General features: G+C 74.6%; 17 protein-coding genes. 8 read left to right on the plus strand and 9 right to left on the minus strand.

Translation table 11 applies throughout. The features are described 5' to 3' along the window. Positions 1-116: 116 nt before the first annotated feature. Positions 117-2,348, plus strand: a complete 2,232-nt coding sequence (locus tag ABT093_RS33345; RefSeq protein WP_350570740.1) for a transglycosylase domain-containing protein — start codon at positions 117-119, stop codon at positions 2,346-2,348. 110 nt (positions 2,349-2,458) lie between these two features. Here ABT093_RS33345 and ABT093_RS33350 read toward each other — a convergent pair whose 3' ends face one another. The 3 genes from ABT093_RS33350 to ABT093_RS33360 all read right to left on the minus strand — a co-directional run bounded on the left by ABT093_RS33350 (position 2,459) and on the right by ABT093_RS33360 (position 4,755). After that, positions 2,459-2,902, minus strand: a complete 444-nt coding sequence (locus tag ABT093_RS33350) for a hypothetical protein (RefSeq protein WP_350570742.1) — start codon at positions 2,900-2,902, stop codon at positions 2,459-2,461. A 447-nt stretch (positions 2,903-3,349) separates the two neighbouring features. Continuing rightward, positions 3,350-3,970, minus strand: coding sequence for a DJ-1/PfpI family protein (locus tag ABT093_RS33355; protein WP_350570744.1), 621 nt, complete (start codon positions 3,968-3,970; stop codon positions 3,350-3,352). A 47-nt stretch (positions 3,971-4,017) separates the two neighbouring features. After that, positions 4,018-4,755 (minus strand): SDR family NAD(P)-dependent oxidoreductase, encoded by a 738-nt coding sequence (locus ABT093_RS33360; protein WP_350570745.1) that lies wholly within the window; start codon positions 4,753-4,755, stop codon positions 4,018-4,020. A gap of 49 nt (positions 4,756-4,804) precedes the next feature. Here ABT093_RS33360 and ABT093_RS33365 point away from each other — a divergent pair, with 49 nt between their 5' ends. Beyond that, positions 4,805-5,695, plus strand: a complete 891-nt coding sequence (locus tag ABT093_RS33365) for a helix-turn-helix transcriptional regulator (RefSeq protein ID WP_350570746.1) — start codon at positions 4,805-4,807, stop codon at positions 5,693-5,695. Positions 5,696-5,843: 148 nt separating this feature from the next. On the opposite strand, the gene ABT093_RS33370 is transcribed toward ABT093_RS33365, so the two are convergent. After that, entirely contained in the window at positions 5,844-6,464 is a 621-nt protein-coding gene (locus ABT093_RS33370; RefSeq protein WP_350570748.1) for a LysE family transporter, read from the minus strand. Positions 6,465-6,714: 250 nt separating this feature from the next. Between ABT093_RS33370 and ABT093_RS33375 the strand changes: the two genes are divergently transcribed. Further along, positions 6,715-7,155 carry a hypothetical protein gene (locus ABT093_RS33375; protein WP_350570750.1) on the plus strand — a complete coding sequence of 147 codons (441 nt, stop codon included), beginning with the start codon at positions 6,715-6,717 and terminating at the stop codon, positions 7,153-7,155. Next, on the plus strand, positions 7,152-10,676 hold the full coding sequence (locus tag ABT093_RS33380) for a tetratricopeptide repeat protein (RefSeq protein WP_350570752.1): 3,525 nt from the start codon (positions 7,152-7,154) through the stop codon (positions 10,674-10,676). The genes ABT093_RS33375 and ABT093_RS33380 overlap by 4 nt, the downstream gene beginning before the upstream one ends. 27 nt (positions 10,677-10,703) lie before the next feature. Here the strand turns inward: ABT093_RS33380 and ABT093_RS33385 are convergent, their stop codons facing one another. The 4 genes from ABT093_RS33385 to ABT093_RS33400 form a co-directional block, all read right to left on the minus strand. Then, positions 10,704-12,017 (minus strand): cytochrome P450, encoded by a 1,314-nt coding sequence (locus ABT093_RS33385; RefSeq protein WP_350570753.1) that lies wholly within the window; start codon positions 12,015-12,017, stop codon positions 10,704-10,706. A gap of 105 nt (positions 12,018-12,122) precedes the next feature. Continuing rightward, positions 12,123-12,530, minus strand: coding sequence for a hypothetical protein (locus ABT093_RS33390; RefSeq protein ID WP_350570754.1), 408 nt, complete (start codon positions 12,528-12,530; stop codon positions 12,123-12,125). Positions 12,531-12,633: 103 nt separating this feature from the next. Continuing rightward, on the minus strand, positions 12,634-13,056 hold the full coding sequence (locus tag ABT093_RS33395) for a hypothetical protein (RefSeq protein WP_350570756.1): 423 nt from the start codon (positions 13,054-13,056) through the stop codon (positions 12,634-12,636). Between the two features lies 1 nt (position 13,057). After that, complete coding sequence (locus tag ABT093_RS33400; protein ID WP_350570757.1) at positions 13,058-13,648, minus strand: RNA polymerase sigma factor; 591 nt, start codon at positions 13,646-13,648, stop codon at positions 13,058-13,060. 337 nt (positions 13,649-13,985) lie between these two features. Between ABT093_RS33400 and ABT093_RS33405 the strand changes: the two genes are divergently transcribed. The 4 genes from ABT093_RS33405 to ABT093_RS33420 all read left to right on the plus strand — a co-directional run bounded on the left by ABT093_RS33405 (position 13,986) and on the right by ABT093_RS33420 (position 17,383). Further along, entirely contained in the window at positions 13,986-14,132 is a 147-nt protein-coding gene (locus ABT093_RS33405) for a hypothetical protein (protein WP_350570759.1), read from the plus strand. Positions 14,133-14,214: 82 nt separating this feature from the next. Next, positions 14,215-15,540: a phenylacetate--CoA ligase family protein gene (locus ABT093_RS33410; RefSeq protein WP_350570760.1), complete on the plus strand. Its 1,326-nt coding sequence runs from the start codon at positions 14,215-14,217 to the stop codon at positions 15,538-15,540. Continuing rightward, positions 15,537-16,052 (plus strand): glycine-rich domain-containing protein, encoded by a 516-nt coding sequence (locus ABT093_RS33415; RefSeq protein ID WP_350570761.1) that lies wholly within the window; start codon positions 15,537-15,539, stop codon positions 16,050-16,052. Before ABT093_RS33410 ends, ABT093_RS33415 begins: the two co-directional genes overlap by 4 nt. Then, positions 16,049-17,383 (plus strand): MFS transporter, encoded by a 1,335-nt coding sequence (locus ABT093_RS33420; RefSeq protein WP_350570763.1) that lies wholly within the window; start codon positions 16,049-16,051, stop codon positions 17,381-17,383. Before ABT093_RS33415 ends, ABT093_RS33420 begins: the two co-directional genes overlap by 4 nt. Positions 17,384-17,464: 81 nt before the next feature. Here ABT093_RS33420 and ABT093_RS33425 read toward each other — a convergent pair. Further along, positions 17,465-19,448 (minus strand): M28 family peptidase (locus ABT093_RS33425; RefSeq protein WP_350570765.1); only part of this gene is annotated, 1,984 nt, incomplete at its 5' end.

Genomic DNA, 19,448 nt, shown 5'->3' on the forward strand with positions numbered 1-19,448 from the left:
GGGAACCGGCCGCGCGCGGCGGTCCGGCGTTGCCCTTTCGGGCCGTTCCGGCCCGAACCGCACGGAAACTGCCCGGAACGTGCAACGCTCCGCGGCCTCCGCGGCATCCAACAGGTATGGATTCGAATCTTCTTCCGACCGGGGACCCGGCCGACGACGCCGCGCCCGGGCCCTCCCGGAGGTCGCCGCTGCGGCTGGCCCGCTACAGCGCGACCTTCGTGGGAGTGAGCGTGGTCTCCGGCGTGCTGCTCGCCGGCCTCGTGCTGCCCGCGGCCGGCGCGCTCGGGCTGACCGCGAAGAACACGGCGGAGGAGTTCGAGGACGTCCCGGACGATTTCAAGGCGCCGCCGCTCACCCAGACCAGCCAGATCTTCGACGCCAAGGGCGGCCTGATCGCCACGGTCTACGAGCGCGACCGCACCGTCCTCGCCGCCGAGCAGATGTCGCCGTACATGCGGCAGGCCCAGGTCGACATCGAGGACGCCCGCTTCTACGAGCACGGCGCCGTCGACCTCAAGGGCGTGCTGCGGGCGATCAGCAAGAACGCCGAGAGCGGCACCACCTCCGAGGGCGCGTCCACGCTGACCCAGCAGTACGTGAAGAACGTCAACGTCGAGAAGGCCGGTGACGACCAGGAGGCCGTCAAGGAGGCCATGCGCAAGACCCTGGGCCGCAAGATCCAGGAGCTGAAGGTGGCGATCAAGCTGGAGGAGGAGCTGAGCAAGGACCAGATCCTCACCAACTACCTCAACATCACCTTCTTCGGGAACGGCGCCTACGGCGTGGAGGCCGCCTCCCAGCGGTACTTCGGCAAGTCCAACAAGGACCTCACCCTCGCCGAGGCCGCGACCCTGGCCGGCCTGGTGCAGAACCCCTCGAAGTACGACCCGAAGGCGCACCCGCAGGCGGCGCTGAACCGCCGCAACACCGTGCTCGACAAGATGCTGGAGAACCGGCACATCACGGAGGAGCAGGCCAAGGAGGCCAAGGCCGCCCCGCTGGGCCTGAACTACCGGGGGCCGCAGAACGGCTGCATCACCGCCAAGGCGGGCATGGGCTTCTTCTGCGACTACGTCAAGCACGTGATCAAGCAGGATCCGGCGTTCGGCGCCAACGCCGCCGAGCGCAAGAAGCTCTGGGACCAGGGCGGCCTGATCGTCCACACCACCCTCGACCCGGAGAAGCAGGCAGCCGCCCAGAACGCGGTGAGCTCCAACGTGCGGGTGACCGACAGCGTCTCGGCCGCCGCCAGCATGGTCGAGCCGGGGACCGGCAGGATCCTGGCGATGGCCCAGACCCGCCCGTACGGCCTGGACAAGGGCAAGAACCAGACCGTGGTCAACCTCAACGTCGACGCGGTGATGGGCGGCGGCAACGGCTTCCAGCCCGGCTCCACGTTCAAGCCGGTCGTCGCGGTCGCGGCGATGGAGGCGGGGCTGCCGCCGACCCAGGAGTACGACTCCCCGAACAGGATGGAGTACCCGACGATGAAGACCTGCGAGGGGACCTGGAAGAACACCGGCAAACCGAAGACGACGGTGCCCAACGAGTCCGCGAGCGAGAAGGGGCCGTACCAGCTGAAGGAGGCGATGGCGCTCTCGGTCAACACCTACTTCGTGCAGATGGAGCAGGAGATCGGCCTCTGCGCGGTCAAGCAGATGGCCAACAAGCTCGGCATCACGGCCCGGGCCAGCGGCGAGCCGCTGAACGAGGTCCCCGCGATGGCCCTGGGCGTCGAGGAGGTGAGCCCGCTGACCATGGCCGGCGTCTACGCGGCCTTCGCCGCCGGCGGCACGTACTGCGCCCCGGTCGCGATCAGCAGGATCACCACGGTCGAGGGCAAGGACGTCGCCGTCCCGCCCGCCCGCTGCGAGAGGGCCTTCTCCGAGAGCACCTCCCGGGTGCTGAACACGATCCTGAACGGTGTGACGGAGGGCGGCGGCACCGGTTCGGCGCTCCAGTTGGAGGGCGACCGGCAGATCGCCGGCAAGACCGGCACCTCGGACAAGAAGAAGGCGGCCTGGTTCAGCGGCTACACCCCGCAACTCGCCACCGCCGTCTGGCTCGGCGGCCCCAACGGCGGGGTGGAGATGCGCGACATCACCATCAACGGCAAGCGCCACGACGAGGTGTTCGGCGCCACCGGGCCCGGGCCGATCTGGCGGGACGCCATGAACCAGGCGCTGCGGGGCGCGCCCAAGCAGTCCCTGCCGATGACGGACATCCCCGACCCGGCGCCCAGGACCGACCCGAACGCCAGTACCGGGCCCACGGGTTCGGCCTCCGGCACCCCGGCCGCGGGTTCGCCCCCGGCCTCCTCCACCACCCCGCCCGGCAAGCGGCGCTGACGCCTGCCGGTGCCCCCCGCCCGGTGGTTGGCGGCGGGGGGGGGCACCGGCGCAGGGCCGTCGTCCTGGCTGGGGGGGGCTCCGCAGCGCCCGGGTGCCGAGGCCGTGGGTCAGCGGCCGTTGCCGAAGGTGCCGCGGGGGCCGGCGGGTTCGGCGCAGGAGCGGCAGAGGACGCGGGAGTAGACGGCGGCCGGGCCGCGGATCACCGCCTCGACGCCGCCGTGCAGGGACTGCGTTCCCGCCGGCCCGCCGCAGAGGTGGCAGCTGCGCCGGGCCTGCGCCCTGGTGTAGCAGTCCCAGCAGACCAGCCGGTCCGCTGCCTCGGCGAGGATGGCGGTCGGCTGCGGGGCGGCCAGGTGGTCGCAGTGGCGCAGGCTGCCGTCCTCCTCGGCGCGGAGCATCACCGCCCGGGTCTCCCGGAACCACGGCGGGGCCTGCTCCGGGGTGGTCCGGACCGGGGCCGGGCGGCCCGAGGCGATGAGCAGGCGTTCGGCGTGCTCGCCGGCGGCCCTGATCTGGTCGGTGACGGCGAGCTGGGCGGGGTCGTCGCTCATGGGCACGTCCTTGTGCGAACTTGTGCGAACGGGGTGGGACGGGGAGGCGGCCGGAGGAGCGGCGCCGGTGGTTGCGGCGCCGCTCCCGGTCCCGCGGCTGTCCTACCCGTCTTCCGCGTCATGCCTCCCCGGCAGCCGGTGTGTCGGCGTGCGCTCCCGGCGCGCGCTGTGGCCGCGCGCCGGGGGAGTGCGGCAGCCGGCCGAGGGTGTGCTCCTCGCCGGAGGTCCTCGCCCTGCGCGCCGTGATGCGCGAACTCATCGAAGAGGCACCGGAGTTATTCGACGCCCCGGGTCACCGGTAGTCCAGCGTCCCGTCAGGGCGCGGCACCGGGCCGGTCCACCGGTTTCGTCGGCGACCGTGTCGTACGACGCGCGGACGGCGGTCAGCCAGGGGGACGGCCAGGGGGGCGACGTCGGTCAAGGCCACCGACGACACCCGCGCCGCGCCTAGCCGAGGGCGTGGGCCCGGGTCACGACCTCGGCCGGGGCCTTGGCCACGGCGCCGGTGTCGAACGGGGGTTGCGGGTCGTACTCGGTGCAGAGCTGGATCGCCTGGGCGGTGACCTCGTCGGTCAGCAGGGCGGACAGCTGGAGGGCCATGTCGATGCCCGAGGAGACCCCGGCCGCGGTGATCAGCCGGTCGTGCCGGACCACCCGGTCGGCGGTGTAGACGGCACCGTGGGACTCCAGTTCGGCGGTCGCCGCCCAGTGGGTGGTGGCCGTCAGGCCCTTCAGCAGGCCGGCCGCGCCGAGCACCACGGCGCCCGTGCAGACCGAGGTGGTGAACCGGGTGCCGGCGTGGATCCGGCGCACCCAGTCGAGGAAGGCGGGATCCGCGAGCATGGGCCGGATGCCGCCCCCGCCCGGGATCAGCAGGACGTCGCAGCGCTCCACCTCCGGGTACGCGGTCGCGACGTGCACCGGCATCGCCCCGAACGCGTCCCGCACCAGGCCGGGTTCGCCGGTGACGAAGCGGACGGTGGCACCGGGCACGAGCGCGAGGATCTCGTAGGGCCCGATCGCGTCGAGTGGTTCGAACCCTTCGAAGAGCGGAATCACGATGTCCATGCGCCGCAGCATAGCCACCGGTACCCGCCCGCCCACGCCGCCGGCCGTCAGCCGTCGCGCAGGACGCGGCGGCCGACGGGCGGGGCCAGCCGCAGCAGCGCCAGCAGGGCGCGGGTGGCGCCGACGGCGACGACGGGGCGTCCGCGCACGAGGCCCCGCACGATCGCGCCGGCGGCCTCGGCCGGGCCGATCTTCCTGGTCGGGCCCTCGCGCCCGGCGGTCATCGCCGTGTCGACGAGCGGCAGCACGACCTCCTGCACCCGCACCCCGGGGCTGGTCGACCGCGCCTGGTGGCGCAGCGACTCCAGCAGGATGTGGACGGCCGCCTTGGTCGCGCAGTAGACCGGAGCGCTCTGCTTGGGCGCGTACGCGAGAGCGGAGGTGACGGCGACGAACGCGGCGCGCGGCGGGCCGCCGGGCGCCGCGGCGGCGAGGTGCGGCCACGCGGCGGCCGCGAGTTCGACCACCGAGGCGAGGTTGACCCCGATCTCCTGCCGGGCCCGGCCGAGGACCTCCGGATCGGGTCCCAGGGTGAGCGGGGTCGGGTACTGCACACCGGCGTTGGCGACCACGACGTCCAGGCCGCCGAGCCGCTCGACGGCCTCGGCGACGACCCGCGCCGCCTCCCCGGGCACCGCCAGGTCGGCGCGGACGGCGAGCGGCCCGGCGGCGGAGCGGCCGCAGGTGACGACGGTGGCGCCGAGGGCGGTGAGGGCGTCGGCGAGGGCGAGGCCGATTCCGCCGGTGCCGCCGGTGACGAGGACGCGCTTCGAGCCGAGGTTCACGCCGGCCATCGTGGAGCGGCGGCATCCGGTCCGCTTGTACGATCGCGCCATGCCCCGCACCGGCGTCGACATGGCCCGCACGGTCCGCCCGGCGATGGCCCGGGCGGTGCTGCGCACGCTCGGCCCGCGGTACGCCGGCGAGCCGGGCCGGCAGGGCGCCCGGCTGCTCGGCGACGGCCTGCCGGTACCGGAGCCGCTGCACGCGCGGCTGGTGGCCGCCCTCGCGGCACGCGGCTGGCCCGCGCTGCGCACCGCCGCCGAACGGCTGCTGGCCGAGGACCCGTTGCTCGCCGAGCTGTCCCGGTGCGGCGGCCTGCCGGAACTCCTCGGCCGTGCCGGGCTGGTGGAACCCTGGTTCCACGCCGGTCACCGGACCCGCCGGTCACCGGCCGACGACGGATCCCTGACGATCCGTCATGTTCCCTCCCTGGGAAGGGTTCCCCTCCCCTCCGAATCCCTGCTCGTCTGTGCCCTGTACACGGCCGGAACGGCGGCCGTGACCGGCCGCACGCCTCGCGTCGAGGTGTTCGCCGACGGCGCGACGGGCCGCCCCGGGGAGGTCCTGCGCGCGACCCGGGTCGCCGGGTGGCGGCTGCGCTGGTCCGACCGTCCCGCCGCCGGCCCGCGCCCGTTGGACGCCGTCCGCACGTACTTCGCCCGGGAGCCGGCCCGGCCCTGGCGCCTGTCCGCGACGGCCGCGCTGCTCGGCCTGGCACCGCGCACCCTCCAACGCGCCCTCGCCACCGCGGGCACCTCCTTCCAGGCGGAACTGCTCGCCGTCCGCCTGGAGGTGGCCGGCCAGCTGACCGCCCGCACGGCCCTGCCCCTCGCCGACATCGCCGCCACCGCCGGCTTCACCGACCACGCCCACCTGACCCGCCGCTTCCACGCCCACTACGGCTGCCCGCCCTCGGAGTTCCGCCGCACGGCGCACCACTGACCGGGTGCCCGGAGCCCGCCGTCCGTGGCCTCGGCGGGATGGCGCTGCCGCGTCCGGCCCGTGGGGCTCCGGAGACGGGGGCAAGCGGATCCACGGCCGGGAGCCGTGGAACCGACGCCCGCCGACCGGGCGCCGCCCGGGGTCCGCCTCAGCCCGTCAGGGCGAGGCGCAGGGCCAGGGCGAGGACCACGGTGTGACCGGTGAGGCCGGTGAGCAGGCGGGCGCGAGGACCGGTGAGCGCACGGCGGAGCAGGGCGCCGCCGGTGGCGAGCAGCGCCTGCCAGCTCGCCGAGGCGGCGAACGCGGCGAGGGCGAACGCCAGCCCCGGGCCGAGCGGTCCCGGGCCGGCACGGCCGCCGACCACCAGGGCGGTGAAGTACACCACGGTGAGCGGGTTGAGCAGGGTCAGGCCGAGCAGCGCCGCGTACGTGCGCCGGGGCGAGGCCGGGGCCGGCGGCGTCACGCCGTTCTCCGTCCGGTGGTCGCGGCACGTCGCCCACAGGCCGCGGACGGCGAGCAGGACGAGCACCCCGGCGGCCACGGCCTCCAGCGCACCCGCGGCCGGCGCGATCACCGGCGCGAGCGCCGCGCCGCCCAGCACCGCCGCGAGTGCGTACAGCCCGTCGGCCGTGGCGACCCCCAGCGCGGCGGCCAGGCCCCGCCCGAGCGAGACGCGCGAGGCGAGGGTGACGACCAGTACGGAGATCGCGCCGACCGGCACGGCGACGCCGTAGCCGGCGAGGAGTCCGGAGAGCAGGGCATCGGTCATGGCGGGCGGTCCGGTTCTGATGGGGCTGCGGCGCGCACGCCGGGTGGTGGCCGGGAGCGTAGCCCCCACGCCGAGAACCCGGCCACCGCTTTTCCCGCTCCGGACGGCCCCGAACCCTGGTCGGGATCAGGTTGACGCTGATCGGGCGAGTACGGGATAAGTGGGAACCCGCCGGGGTGCGTTGGCGTGAAACACCATGTGGTCTCACGGAACAGGGGAGGGCCGGATGGGACAGGGGTGGAGATGGTGGGTGGCGGGGCTGGTCGCGGTCCTGGCCTTCGCCGCCACGACGTGGTTCTTCGCGGCGGTCGTCGGGCCGTTCTGGGGCGTGCGCGACGTCGGGGCGAGGGTGACCCTGGGGGTGGGGGCGGGAGCCGCGGTGGCCGCGCTGGCGGCGCTCTGGGGCAAGTCCTTCGTCGACGGTGAGGACCGACGCGGCGGGTCCCGGCAGTCCGTCGTGGACAGCAGCGTCGGTGGCGGGGTCACCCGGGTGACCGGCGCGGGGGGCAACGTCAAGGTGACGATCGGCAGCGGACCGGCCGCCTCGCCGCTGCCGCAGCCGGGTGCGGCGCCGGGTGCGGCGCCGGAGGCCCCACCGGCCACCGGAGGGCAGTTCGTCCGGCGTTCCATGGTCAACGGTTCGGTCGTGGACGTCGACGGCGCGGCCGGTGACGTGGAGATCGAGGCGTGAGCGACCCGAAGCGGTTGCGGCGGGGCGCCCAGTGGGTGGCGAACTCCGTCGTCCACGGCTCGGTGGTCAACATCAACAACGTCACCGGGAACGTCAACGTCACCGTCCGCAACGAACGCCCGCTCTACAAGCTGGACGCGTTCCCGCTCGACCGCGAGGTGCTGACGGTCAGGAAGGCCCGCGAGCGGCCGTCCCGACTGCTCCACTCCCGCTTCGAGGTGGTGGACTTCACCGGGCGGCATTCCGAGCTGGCCCGGCTGGCGGCCTGGCGCGACAACGAGGAGCCGGTGTCGGCCCTCCTGCTGCACGGGGTCGGTGGCCAGGGAAAGACGCGCCTGGCGACCGAGTTCGCCCGGCGGACCCGGAAGCTCGGCTGGCGGGTGCTCCAGGCCCGGCACGCGAGCGACCCGGCGCCGGGGCCGCTCCGTGGTTCCGGCGGCCCCGGCACCGAGCCGGTCCCGGACCACGCCGGAACGCTGCTGGTCGTCGACTACGCCGACCGCTGGCCGGCGGCCGACCTGCTGGAGCTGTGCGCGGACGCGACCCGGCAGCCGCACCGCACCAGGGTGCTGCTGGTCGCCCGGGCGGCCGGGGTGTGGTGGCAGATGCTGTCCGGCAACGACCTGGAGCGGATGAACGTCGACACCGACCGCCTGGAGCTCGGCCCACTGGCCAACGGGGCGGACGGGGCGGACGGGGGCGGTGGGGCCGGCGGGGCGTCCCACAGCCCCCGGGCGCTGTTCACGGCCGCGTGCCGCCGCTTCGCCGAAGCCCTGCGGATCACCGGCGCCGACGAGCCGGCGCCGCCCCGGTCCCTGGGGGAGCACCAGGGCTTCCGCGAGGCACTGGCCGTGCACATGGCGGCCCTGGCCTCGGTCGACGCGGTGTACCGGAGCCGGCAGGACGGGTTCGCGCCGCCCGAGCTGGGCAGCCCCGAGGAGGTCTCCGCCCACCTGCTGACCCGTGAGCGCGCCTACTGGCGGAACCTCCACGATCACGGCCGGACCCGTGCCGACGAGCACGAGATGGGCCGGGGCGTCTACGTCGCGACGCTGATCGGGCGTCAGACCCGTGATCACGCCCTGGACGCGGTCACCCGGGCGGCGCGCGCCGGCGGCGCACCGTATCCGCCGGACCGGTTGCTCCGCGATCACGCCGTCGCGTACCCGGAGGCGGCGGAGACCCGGCCGGGCACCGACGGCCGGGCCGCCGCGACCACCTTCCTCGAACCGCTGTACCCGGACCGCCTGGCCGAGGACTTCCTCGCCCTGTCGGTCCCGGATCACCCGCTCAAGGACGTCTTCGCCCCCGACGACACGTTGACCGGGGTGCCCGCCCGGCTGCTCGGCGGCGGCGAGTCGGAGCAGGAGCGGGCCTGGACCCGGACCGCCCTGACGATGCTGTCGGCGGCCGCGGCCCGCTGGCCGCATCTGATGGCCGGCCAGCTCGCCCCGCTGCTGAGCGCCCGGCCGGCCCTGGCGCTGCACGCGGGCGGGACCGCGCTCGCCGCGCTGGCGGACCTGCCCGAGCTGCCCCGCGAGGTGCTGGAGGCGATCGAGGCCCAGCTGCCCGCCGGCCGGCACACCGACCTCGACTCCGGCGCCGCGGTGGTCGCCTACCGGCTGGCCCACCACCGCCTCGCCCACACCCAGGACCCCCTCGCGCACGCGGTGGTCCGGCAGGGGCTGGTCCAACGGCTGGTCAACGCGGGGCTGGACGCCCAGGCGCTCACCGCCGTCGAGGACGCCCTGCCCGCCTGGCGCTGCCTGGTGGAGGCCGACCCGGACACCTTCGGGGTGGGCCTCGCCGGTGCCCTGGTCTGCCTGGCGGGCCTGCTGCCCAAGGCGGGACGGGCCGACGAGGCCCTGGCGGCGGCCCGGGAGGCCGTCACCCTGTTCCGCGACTCGGCGGCCGCCGACCCCGCCGACGCCGACGTCGGGGCCGCGCTGTCCGCGGCCCTGTGCGTCCTCGGCGACCGCCTCTCCGGGAGGGGCCTGGTCGCGGAGGCCCTGGCCACGGCCCGGGAAGCGGTGGCGCTGCACCGGCCGCTCGCCGAAGCCGACCCGCACGCCCGGGCCGGCGGCCTGGCCTTCGCACTGGGCAGCCTGGCCGACATCCTCCCCAGGGCCGGGCGGAACCGGGAGGCGCTGGAAGCGGCTCGGGAGGCCGAGGCGATCCAGCGGCGGCTCGCCGAGGCCGAACCGACCCGGTACGCGCCCGACCACGCCAGGATCGTCACCCGGCTCGGTGTCCTCCTGACCAGGGCGGGCCGGCGCGAGGAGGCCGTGGCTCCGGCCCGGGAGGGAGTGGACACCTACCGGCCCCTGGCCGAGACGAATCCGGCCGCCTTCGAGCCGGACCTCAACGACGCGCTGATCGACCTCAGCGAGACCCTGTGGCGCGCGGGGGAGCGGGAGGAGGCCCTGACCCGGGCCCGGGAGGCCGTCGAGATCTCCCGACGGCTCGCCGAGGCCGATCCCGTCGCCCACACCGCCGGCCTCGCCGTGGATCTGGGCCGGCTCGGCTCCCAGCTCTCCAGGACCGGCCGGCGCCACGAGGCCGTCGCCCCGCTGGAGGAGGCCGTGGCGCTCGGCCGCGGGCTCGTGGCGCTGGACCCCGACGCCCACGCCGCCGAACTGGGCGTCGCGCTCGGCAACCTCGGGGAGCTGCTGTGGTGGGTCGGCGAGCCGCAGGACGCCGTGGCGCGAACCCGGGAAACGGTGGAGGTCTTCCGACGGCTCGCCGACCGCAACTCCGCCGTGCACCGGCACAACCTCGCCAACGCCCTCAACAGTCTCGGAATCTCCCTGGCGAGGGCGGACCTGCCCCGGGAGGCCGTGGACCCGGCGCAGGAGTCCGCGGACCTCCTGCGGGAGCTGGCGCGGGAGGACCCCGCCGTCCACACGCCGGAGCTCGCGATGGCGCTGAACAACCTGTCGGCGCGGCTGGTGGAGGTGGGACGGTGGGAGAGGGCGCTCGACCTGGCCCGGGAGTCCGTCGACCTCCGGAGCCGGCTGGTGAAGGAGAACGCGGTCGCGCACGGACCCGGATACGCGGTGTCGCTCACCCACCTCGCCTCCATGCTGATGCAGATGGGACGGTCCGGGGAGGCCGTGGCCCCGGCCTGGCGCAGCGTCGCCGTGCGCGGGGACCTGGCCCCGGCCGAGCCCGCGGCCCACCGCGCCGGGTACGCGCGGGCCCTCACCGCCCTCGCCTGCTACCTGACCGAGGCGGGTCGGCCGCGGGAGGCGCTCCGTCCGGCCCGCGAAGGCGTCGGCGTCCAGCGGTCGTCGGGCGCGGCCGACTCGTCCGCCGGCCAGGAGGAACTGGCCCTGGCGCTGGGGATCCTGGTGAACGCCCTGATCGCCGCCGACCGGGAGGGCACGCCGGAGGCGCTGGACGCGGCGCTGGAGGGCGTGCGGATCTTCCAGGGGCTGGCCCGGAGCGCCCCCGAACAGTACGGCGGCCACCTGCGTGCCGCCCGGTCCCTGCTGACCTACGTCCGGAACGCGCAGGGCTGAGCACGGCCCGCTTCTGTGCCCCCGGGCTCAGCCGGTGGAGGCCGCCCTCAGGACCGCCGGGGTGGGGCCGTCGGGGCGGACGGTGATGCTGTAGAGGGAGCCGGTCGGGGTGCTCAGGAACTCCACCTCGTGGGCGGGAAGCAGGAGTTCGAGCAGGGCGGTGGACTCGCGGAGGGCGAACTGGGTGCCCAGGCAGGCGCGGGCGCCCAGGCCGAAGGGGAAGTAGGCGCCGAGGTGGGCGGGGCGGGCGCCGTCCGGGGCGAAGCGGGTGGGGTCGAAGCGTTCCGGGTCGGGCCACAGGGCCGGGTCGCGGTGGGTGAGGTAGGGGCAGACCAGCAGGTCGGTGCCGGCCTCGACGCGGTGGCCGGCGAGGGTGTCGTCGGCGAGCGCGTGCCGGGGGAGGATCCACGCGGACGGGTAGAGCCGCAGCGTCTCGTGGACCAGCGCCTGCACCGCCTCGCGCCGTTCGGGCGAGCCCGCGGGACCGGCCGCGAGGGCCCGGGCGCGGGCGCCGGGGTTGGCGTCGAGCAGCAGGTGGAGCCAGGTGAGGGTGGTGGCGGTGGTCTCGTGGCCGGCGACGAGCAGGGTGACCAGCTCGTCGCGGATCAGCCGGTCGGTGTACTCGGGGTGCCGGGCGGCGGCGTCCAGCAGGACGCGCAGCACCCCGGGGCCGTCGGGGCCGTCCTCGTGGCGGCGGGCGGCGTCGATGGCGGCGTGCGCGACGGCGTCGATCCGGGCCAGGTCGTCGGTGACGGCGTCGCGGGCCTGGTCGCCGTCGGGCAGTTGGGGCAGGGCGGCGACGACGGCGGGGATGCGGTCGAGTTCGCGTTCGGTGGCGGTGTCCAGCGGGTGGCCGGTGAGCGCGCGCCAGATGGTGTCGAGGGCGAAGTGGCGCATCTCCTCGCCGATGTCGACGGGTTCCCCGGTGCGCGCGTGGCCGGCCCAGCGCTCGGCGGTGCGGCGGGCCGCGGCGGCGATCCGCTGCTCGTAGCGGCGCATCCCCGGTCCGGTGAACTGGGCCTGGAGCATGCGCCGTTGGTTCTTCCAGGCGTCGCCGGTGGCGGAGAGCACGCCGTCCCCGGCGAGCATCCGGGCGCGGTGCGAGCGCTTGACGTAGCGCTCGGGATGCCGGCCGAGGACGTGCTGGACGGCCTCGGGGTCGGTGACCAGGACGGTGGGCCGCGGGCCGATCCGGAACGCCGCGACGCCGCCGAGCCGCTGCCGGGTGCGGGCCAGCAGTTCGACCAGCTCCGCCTCCTCGGTGCGCCACTCCTCGACCGCCTCGGGCGGCAGTTCGGGGACGGGGAGGGGTGCGGAACCGGGGTTCGCGGTGGTGGTCACGGGTGCCTCCTCGGTCGGTGACGGACGGCCCGCGCCGACTCTACGTCAGCGGACGCCCCGCCGGTGGGCGGTAGGGGCGGCCCGGGGGGCGTTCATGACGGTTCGTCAGTCGGCGGGGCGCGGCCGGAAGAACTGCAGGACGGTGGCGGCGCCGAACAGGAAGGCGCTGGCCGCGAAGAGCTGGAGGCCGTTGCCGTGCCGCAGGGCGACGAGGCTCCCGATCAGGCCGAGGGCGCAGCCGACGGCGAACGCGGCGGCCTGGACGGCGGTGATGACCCGGTGGCGCGTGCGGCCGGGGTGATCGTGCGCGGCCGGGTGCGGGCCGTGGTGGTCCCGGGGCCCGGGCGGCGCGCCGTGCGGGCGGTCGGGGCCGGGGCACGCGGGCCGCCGCCGGCCGCCGAGGGCGCGCAGGATAGCGCCGATCCGCCACCGGCGCGGTGCGGCTCCCCGTGCGGGGCCGCTCTTCTCCTGGTGTTCGCCCGCTCGAATGTGTGGTGTGCCATTGTTGAACATGTCGAGTGCTCCTGATGAGTGCTTGTCGGGGCTGTCCGCCGGCCAGGGCCGGAATCCGCGTCGGCGGGCAGCTTTCCTGTGGTGCTCCTGAAAAGTGCTCAGGTCACGGTCCCCGCCGCCACCCGGTGCTGAGATGGGTGATCCGGTGGAGCTGGGCGCCGCCCGCGACGGCGGTGAGACCGGCGGTCCACTTGGTCGGCTCGATCACCATCGCCAGGACGCCGGCCAGCACGACCATGACGAGCCAGGCCAGGTCGGCCCGGGTGCTCTCGAAGGTGATCTTGATGACCATGGCCCCCCGGCGGGCCCGGGGCGTGCTCGGCCTGCCGGTTGACCCGGGGTTGAGCAGCACGACGTTCTCCTCTCCGTTGCGGCGCAGCCTGCGGCGGCGGTCGACCTCGTCGCGCAGCCGCTGGTAGTCCTCGTCCGACACCGCTGTGCAGGCCCGCGGCGGGGCGGTCTTCGGCCTGGTGGCAGGGGGCGGTTCGCTGTCGTGCGTCTCCTTCGTGCTCTGGAGCGTGGGCATGTCAGTCGTCCTTCCTGTTGACCTGCATGATTTCCTGGATGATGTCCTCGAGTTGGTCGAGATCGGGCTCCTGCCTCCTGAGCGCCTTCCGGGCGTAGTGCAGGGTGGTGCCGACGGTGGCCTTGAGCATGCCGGTGGCCTCGGCGGCCTCCGCCCGGCTCATCCGGAAGACGATCTGGCAGTGGTAGACGGCCCGTCGGCGGGGCTGGAGTCCGTCGACGACGGCGAGGCGGCCGGCCTCCTCGTCGTCGAGGTGGTGGCGGAGCAGCGGGGCGAGGCGCTGGAGCGCGAGCGGCGCGTGCTCGTCGGCCGCGGCGCGGCGGCGCTGGGCGGCCCAGGACATGACGGTGTCGTAGATGATGGTCGATGGGTCGCGGCGGGTGTTCTCCCAGTCGCAGAGGGCGCGGATGACGCCCTCGGTGGCGGCCTCGTACGGGTCCACCCGCGGGTCGCCCTCTATTCGGAACGCGTCGGTGGTGCACAAGGGGAGGAAGTCGTGCTGCAGCCACTGGTGGACCTCCTCGGGAATCTCCGCCGCGATGTCCCGGTCGAGGGCTTCCCCGTACCGTTCTGAGGGTGGCTGGTGTGCCACTCGGTCCGCCTCCTTCCACGCCGACGCGCACGCGCGGCGGTCTTCCCCCGTTCAAGTGCAACGGTGCCCTGACGCAAGGGAATCTAGGTGGCTGGAATGGCCCCCGTTTACTGGAGGGAAAGCCGCAGTTCGCGAGCCGTGATCATTTATCCGGTCTAGACCTTTGCCGGATCGCCCGGGATCCCGGGTCGGCCGGAAATCGCCTCCGATGGCCGATCGGGCGCGCTGTGGCCGAGTCTGATGACCCGTCATTGACACTTCCTTGACCATCACTTTACTGTCGCCGTGGCGGCGTCGATCCGCGCCGCCGAATGACCGGCACCCATCGGAGGTCCGTATGGAACAGCTCGTCAAGAAGATGACCCAGGACGACAAGTGGCGGCGCTGGGTCGCCGTCAACTCGGCCGGCGGCGCCAAGGACGGCTGCATCAGCGTCGCGAAGTCCGGGTGCATCAGCGTGGCGAAGTCCGGCTGTATCTCCTGACCCAGCGCGACGCACCGGCAGCGCCGAGACGGGCCCGGGCCGGCCGAGCGGCCGGCCCGGGCCCCACCGACCGGAGGTGACAGTGAACGGCCAGCCGACCGCCGACGTGGTCGACCGGATCAAGGACATCCCCCTCTACCGCGCCTCGATCGAGCGGGGGTACTTCCCCGTTCTGGAGAAGCCCGAGATCGCCCGCGGGTTCCCGGACAACTGGATGACGCCCGGCCTCGCCGCGGCGCTCGCCGCGGGCGACGCGGAGATGGTGCTCTCCACCGGCACCAACCACGCCCGCATGCAGATCATCCGACCGCCGTACTTCCTGCTGAACTCCTACTACCGGCTGTGGAGCGAGCACCCCGACATCTCCGACACCTGGGCGGAGGGCTGCAAGCGGGTCTCCCTCACCACCGTCCTGGCCACCGAGCACGTGGCACGGGTCAACGCCCGCAAGCGGGGCGGTGAGCCGGCCGCCGAACCGGCCCCGCGCGACCGGTGGCTGGACGAGCGCACCTGCTACCTCAACCTCCGCCTCGACCCCGACCACTGGCAGCGGGCCGACGTCGAGCGCATGCTCGCGGAGATCCGGGAGGCCGCCCGGGCGCACCCGCGCGGCCGGTACCTCCTCGACTGCTCCTCCTCCCACCTCGCGCACCTGGTGCGCAAGGCCCGCGCCTGGGGCCTGTGGGCGGACTTCCCGCCGCCGGCCAGCATCGTCCACGCCTACGAGTACACCCCCGCGAACGTCGCCCGGTACCTGCGCGAGCACTTCGACTGCCCGATCGTCGACCTGTTCGGCAGCACCGAACTCGGCTACCTCTACTACAGCGACCGCAGCGGCCGGTACCGGCCGTACCTCGACGGGATGAGCGTCGAACTCCTCCCCGTCGCCCCGGGCAGCGGGATCCACAGCCTGATCGTCACCAGCGTGCGGAACCCCTGGATGCCGCTGGTCCGCTACCGTTCGGGGGACTGCGTCCGCACGCTGGACGGCAGCGCGGACCCCGGCCGCATCGCCCGGTTCTGCGGCCGGGAGAAGGAACTGCTCGACACCCCCGGCGGCCCGGTCGCCCAGGGAGACCTCGACGAGGTGGTCGGCGCGGTCGCGCCCCGGGTCTTCCTCCACCGGCTGGACGTGACGGGCCCCGGGGAGGAGGCCGTGCTGCGCTGCACCACCTTCGACGGCGCCCCGCTGACGGTGGCCGAGGCGGACGCCCTGGCCCGCGGGACCGGACGGCTGGTCGGACGGCCGTGCCGGGCCGAGCACCACGCGCACCTGCCGGTCGGCGCCTCGGGCAAGTACGCCTGGCTCGCCACGGCCCCGACCCCGTCCACGACCCCGTCCACGACCACGTCCTCGTCCCCGACCTCGTCCCCGGCCGCCGGGGACCCCCGCGGAGGTACCCGATGACCGCCGACCGGCCCCGCGTCACCGCCGAGGACCTCAGGGCCCTGCTCGGCGAGGACCTGCACGCCGAGGTGGTGGCGTACACGATCGCGCGCACCGGCGCCGCACCCGCCGACGCCGAGCGCCAGGTCACCGAGTGCCTGCGCTACCTCTACCTGGTCTCCCGCCACCGCGAGGAGCTCTCCGGCCTCTTCCTGCCGGTCGAGCAGGACATCGACGAGATCTGGCACTACCTCATCCTGCAGACCCGCGAGTACCGCGCGCTGTGCGAGGAGCGCCTGCCCGGCCGGTTCTTCGTCCACCACCGCGGCATCCCCTACGAGGCCTACCAGGAGGAGCCCGGCCGGGAGCTGGCCGCCGAGCAGGCGCTGCGCTGGATCCCGTTCTACTGCCAGGAGTTCGGCCCCTTCGACGACGGAGCGCCGGCCCACTGGACCATCGTCCGCTACCTCCACGAGGAGCTGGACATGTCGCTGGAGGAGATCTCGGCGCTGCGCCCGACGGCGGCGGCATGACGCTCTCCCCGCAGGTCGCGGCCGGGCCGGGCCGGCCGCCCGAACACCCGGCGCAGCGGCGGGTGCTGGCCGTGCTGGTCGTCTCCCAGCTGGTGAGCGGCGTCGGGCTCACCGCGGGCGTCGTGGTGGGCTCGCTGATCGCCGAGGAGATGCTCGGCTCGACCGGGCTGGCCGGTCTGCCCACCGCCCTGTTCACCGGCGGGTCGATGCTCGGAGCGCTGGGCATCGGGCGGCTCTGCCAGGCCTGGGGGCGCCGGCCGGGGCTCGGCCTCGGGTACGCGGTCGGTGCCCTGGGCAGCGTCGGTGTGGTGGTCGCGGTGGCCGCCGACCAGGTGGCCCTGCTGCTGCCCGCGCTGCTGGTCTACGGCGCCGGCACCGCCACCAATCTGCTCGCCCGGTACGCGGGCGCCGACCTGGCCGCACCGGAGCGGCGCGGCCGGGCCGTCAGCCGGGTCCTGCTCGCCTCGACGTTCGGCGCGGTGGCCGGGCCCAACCTGGTGGCGCTCGTCGGCGGGCCGGCCGAGGACTGGGGCATCCCCCGGACGGCGGCGCCGTTCGTGCTCGCCGCCGTCGGGTACGCGGTGGCGGCCGTGGTGCTGGGCGCCCTGCTGCGGCCCGATCCGCTCCGGTCGGCCCGGGCCGCGACGTCCCCGCCCGCCCCGGCGGAGCCGGCCGAGTCCGCCGAACCGGCCGAACCGGCGGACCAGGTGGAGCGCTCGCGGGCCCCGGGCCTGGGGACCGGCCTGTGGATCATGCTGCTCGCCCAGCTGCCGAAGGTCGCCCTGATGACCATGACCCCGGTCCACCTGGCCGCCCACGGCCACGGCACCGGCGTGATCGGCCTGGTCGTCTCGCTGCACATCGGTGCGATGTTCCTGCCGTCCCCGCTCAGCGGCCTGCTGGTGGACCGCTGGGGAGCGCTCCCGGTGGCCGCCGCCTCCGGCGTCACGCTCGGCGCGGCCGCTCTGCTGGCCGGCCTCGCACCGGCGGACTCGGTGCCGGTCCTCGCGGTGGCCCTGCTGGTGGCCGGCGTGGGCTGGAATCTCGGCCTGGTCGGCGGAACGGCCCTGGTCACCGCCGCCGCGCCGCCCGCGCGCGGTGCCGCCACCCAGGGCCTGGCCGACGTGGGGCTGGCGGTCGCGGGCTGCACCGGCGGCCTGCTCTCCGGCCCGGTGGTGGCGGCCGGCGGCTATGGCACGCTGGCCGCCGGCTGCGCCCTGGTGGCGCTGCTCGTCGCGCTGCCGGCGGTGCGGGCCGCCCGCTCCGCGCGCGCGGCGGGCGCAGGGTCCGCGGCCGAGCCCGCGCCCGCGCCCGCCGGGAAACGGCGCTGAACAGGCGGCGGTGCCGCGATCCGTCCCCCTCGACGAACCGCGGCACCGCCCTTATCCCGACCCGGAGACGATCCGGTCCGCTCAGATGGCCTGCCAGAGGGCCGGGACGATGTTGGGCTCCCAGCCCACCTGGGCCGTGTGGCCCTGGAGGCACCGGTAGCTGACCCCGTTCCAGGTGACGACGTCACCCTGCTGGTACGTGGTGCCCGGGGTCCAGGTGCCGCCACCGGGGCCCGGGTCGGAGCTGACCACCAGCGAGTAGCTGCTGGTGTGGCTGACGGAGCCGGTGCCGGTGACGGTCAGGTTGTACGTGCCGTTCGGCACCGAGGAGCCGACCGCGACGGAGAGCGTCGCGGAGCCGCCGGACTGCACCGAGGAGGGGCTGACCGAGGCGGTCACCCCGGCCGGCGCGCCGGAGACGGCGAGGTTCACCGTCTGGGCGGAGCCGGAGGTGGTCTGGGTGCTCACCGTGGCGGTGGTGGACTCGCCCGGCTTGACGTTGCCGGTGGCCGGGTTGACCGCGACCGAGAAGTCGTTGGTCGGGATCGGGCCGCTGCCCACCGAGGTCTTCCACAGGGTGTAGGCGACGCCGTCGGCGCTGCGGTCCAGCACGGTGGCGTTGATGTTGCTGGTGGTGTCGCACGACGAGTGGTAGCAGGAGTCGTACGCGCGGCCCGCCGTGCCGCCCCACTTCGAGGCCTGCGCCGAGGTCTTGGTGGCGCTGGCGCCCGCCGCGTAGCCCGAGGTCGGGATGCCGGCCGACTGGAACGAGGCGTCGTCCGAGCGGCCCTGGCCCTCGACGTTCTCCTCCGGCTGGAGGTTCAGCGAGTCCCAGTAGGCCTTCATCGGCGCCGAGGTGGTCGAGTTGACGTTGTTGATGAAGTAGCCGGCGTTGGTCGAGCCGACCATGTCGAAGTTGTAGTAGCCCTTGATGGCGCTGCGCTGGGCGGAGCTCAGCTGGCTCACGTAGTGCTTGGAGCCCTGCAGGCCCTGCTCCTCGCCGGTCCACCAGGCGAAGCGGACGTGACGGGTCAGGGTCGGGTTCTGCTGCGCGAGGACGAGCGCGTTCTCCAGCAGGACGGCCGAGCCGGAGCCGTTGTCGTTGATGCCCGGGCCGGCGCTGACGCCGTCCAGGTGCGCGCCGAACATGGTGACCTGGTCGGACGGGCCGCCCGGCCAGTCGGCGATCAGGTTGTTGGCGGTGTAGGTGCAGGTGGAGCAGGTCTGCTCGGTGACCTGGTAGCCGGCCGCCTGCAGCTTGGCCTTCACGTAGGCGAGCGACTGACTGTACCCGGAGGTGCCGGTGCGCCGGTTGCCGCCGTTCTGCGAGGCGATGGTGTTGAACTGGCTCAGGTGCGCCTGCACGTTGGCGACGCTGATGTCAGGGGCGCTGCCGCCCGGGTTGCCGCTGCCGACCGTCAGCGTGTACTGCGCGGTGTGGGTGGCCTGGCCGGCCGCGGTGACCGTGATCACGTAGCTGCCGGGCGCGGTGTTCGCGCTGGTGGAGACGGTCATCGTGGAGGACGCGCCGGTCTGCACCGAGGACGGGCTGAAGCTGACGCTCGCGCCGCTCGGGGCGCCGGTGGCGCTCAGGTTGACCGACTGGGCGCTGCCCTGGGTCACCTGGGTGCCGACCGTCGAGGTGGCCGAGGAGCCGGGCTGGACCTGGCCGGCGGACGGGTTCAGCGAGAGCGAGAACTCGTTGGTCTGGCCGCCGTTGCAGGTCGGGTCGCCCGTCTGGGCGGGGACGCTGACGGCGTCCCAGGCGGCCTTGGTGCGGTTGAAGAGGTTGCAGGTGGGGTCGAGGTTCTTGGCGGCGGTCAGGGTGGTGGTGCGGTACTTCTTGTGGGTCATGCCGCTGGTCTTGAGCAGCATGCCGCCGTAGAAGATCCGGCCGGCGTCCTTGATGCCGACGCCGGTGACGGTGGAGTTGTTGCAGGTGGGGCTGGTGGGCTTGCCGCCGCCGGGGTTGGAGCCCTCGGAGAGCAGGTAGAACCAGTGGTTGAGCGGGCCGGCGGCCGCGTGGACCTCGGTGCTGGGGATGGAGGCGGAGTAGCAGTTGGGG

The organism is Kitasatospora sp. NPDC002551, assembly GCF_040296005.1.
Lineage (GTDB): Bacteria > Actinomycetota > Actinomycetes > Streptomycetales > Streptomycetaceae > Kitasatospora.

What these genes read in the sequence shown, in the direction of transcription:
- ABT093_RS33345 (WP_350570740.1), top strand. Translation starts at nt 117, where the DNA reads ATGGATTCGAATCTTCTTCCGACCGGGGACCCGGCCGACGACGCCGCG.
- ABT093_RS33350 (WP_350570742.1), bottom strand. Translation starts at nt 2,902, where the DNA reads ATGAGCGACGACCCCGCCCAGCTCGCCGTCACCGACCAGATCAGGGCC.
- ABT093_RS33355 (WP_350570744.1), bottom strand. Translation starts at nt 3,970, where the DNA reads ATGGACATCGTGATTCCGCTCTTCGAAGGGTTCGAACCACTCGACGCG.
- ABT093_RS33365 (WP_350570746.1), top strand. Translation starts at nt 4,805, where the DNA reads ATGCCCCGCACCGGCGTCGACATGGCCCGCACGGTCCGCCCGGCGATG.
- ABT093_RS33370 (WP_350570748.1), bottom strand. Translation starts at nt 6,464, where the DNA reads ATGACCGATGCCCTGCTCTCCGGACTCCTCGCCGGCTACGGCGTCGCC.
- ABT093_RS33390 (WP_350570754.1), bottom strand. Translation starts at nt 12,530, where the DNA reads ATGTTCAACAATGGCACACCACACATTCGAGCGGGCGAACACCAGGAG.
- ABT093_RS33395 (WP_350570756.1), bottom strand. Translation starts at nt 13,056, where the DNA reads ATGCCCACGCTCCAGAGCACGAAGGAGACGCACGACAGCGAACCGCCC.
- ABT093_RS33405 (WP_350570759.1), top strand. Translation starts at nt 13,986, where the DNA reads ATGGAACAGCTCGTCAAGAAGATGACCCAGGACGACAAGTGGCGGCGC.
- ABT093_RS33415 (WP_350570761.1), top strand. Translation starts at nt 15,537, where the DNA reads ATGACCGCCGACCGGCCCCGCGTCACCGCCGAGGACCTCAGGGCCCTG.
- ABT093_RS33420 (WP_350570763.1), top strand. Translation starts at nt 16,049, where the DNA reads ATGACGCTCTCCCCGCAGGTCGCGGCCGGGCCGGGCCGGCCGCCCGAA.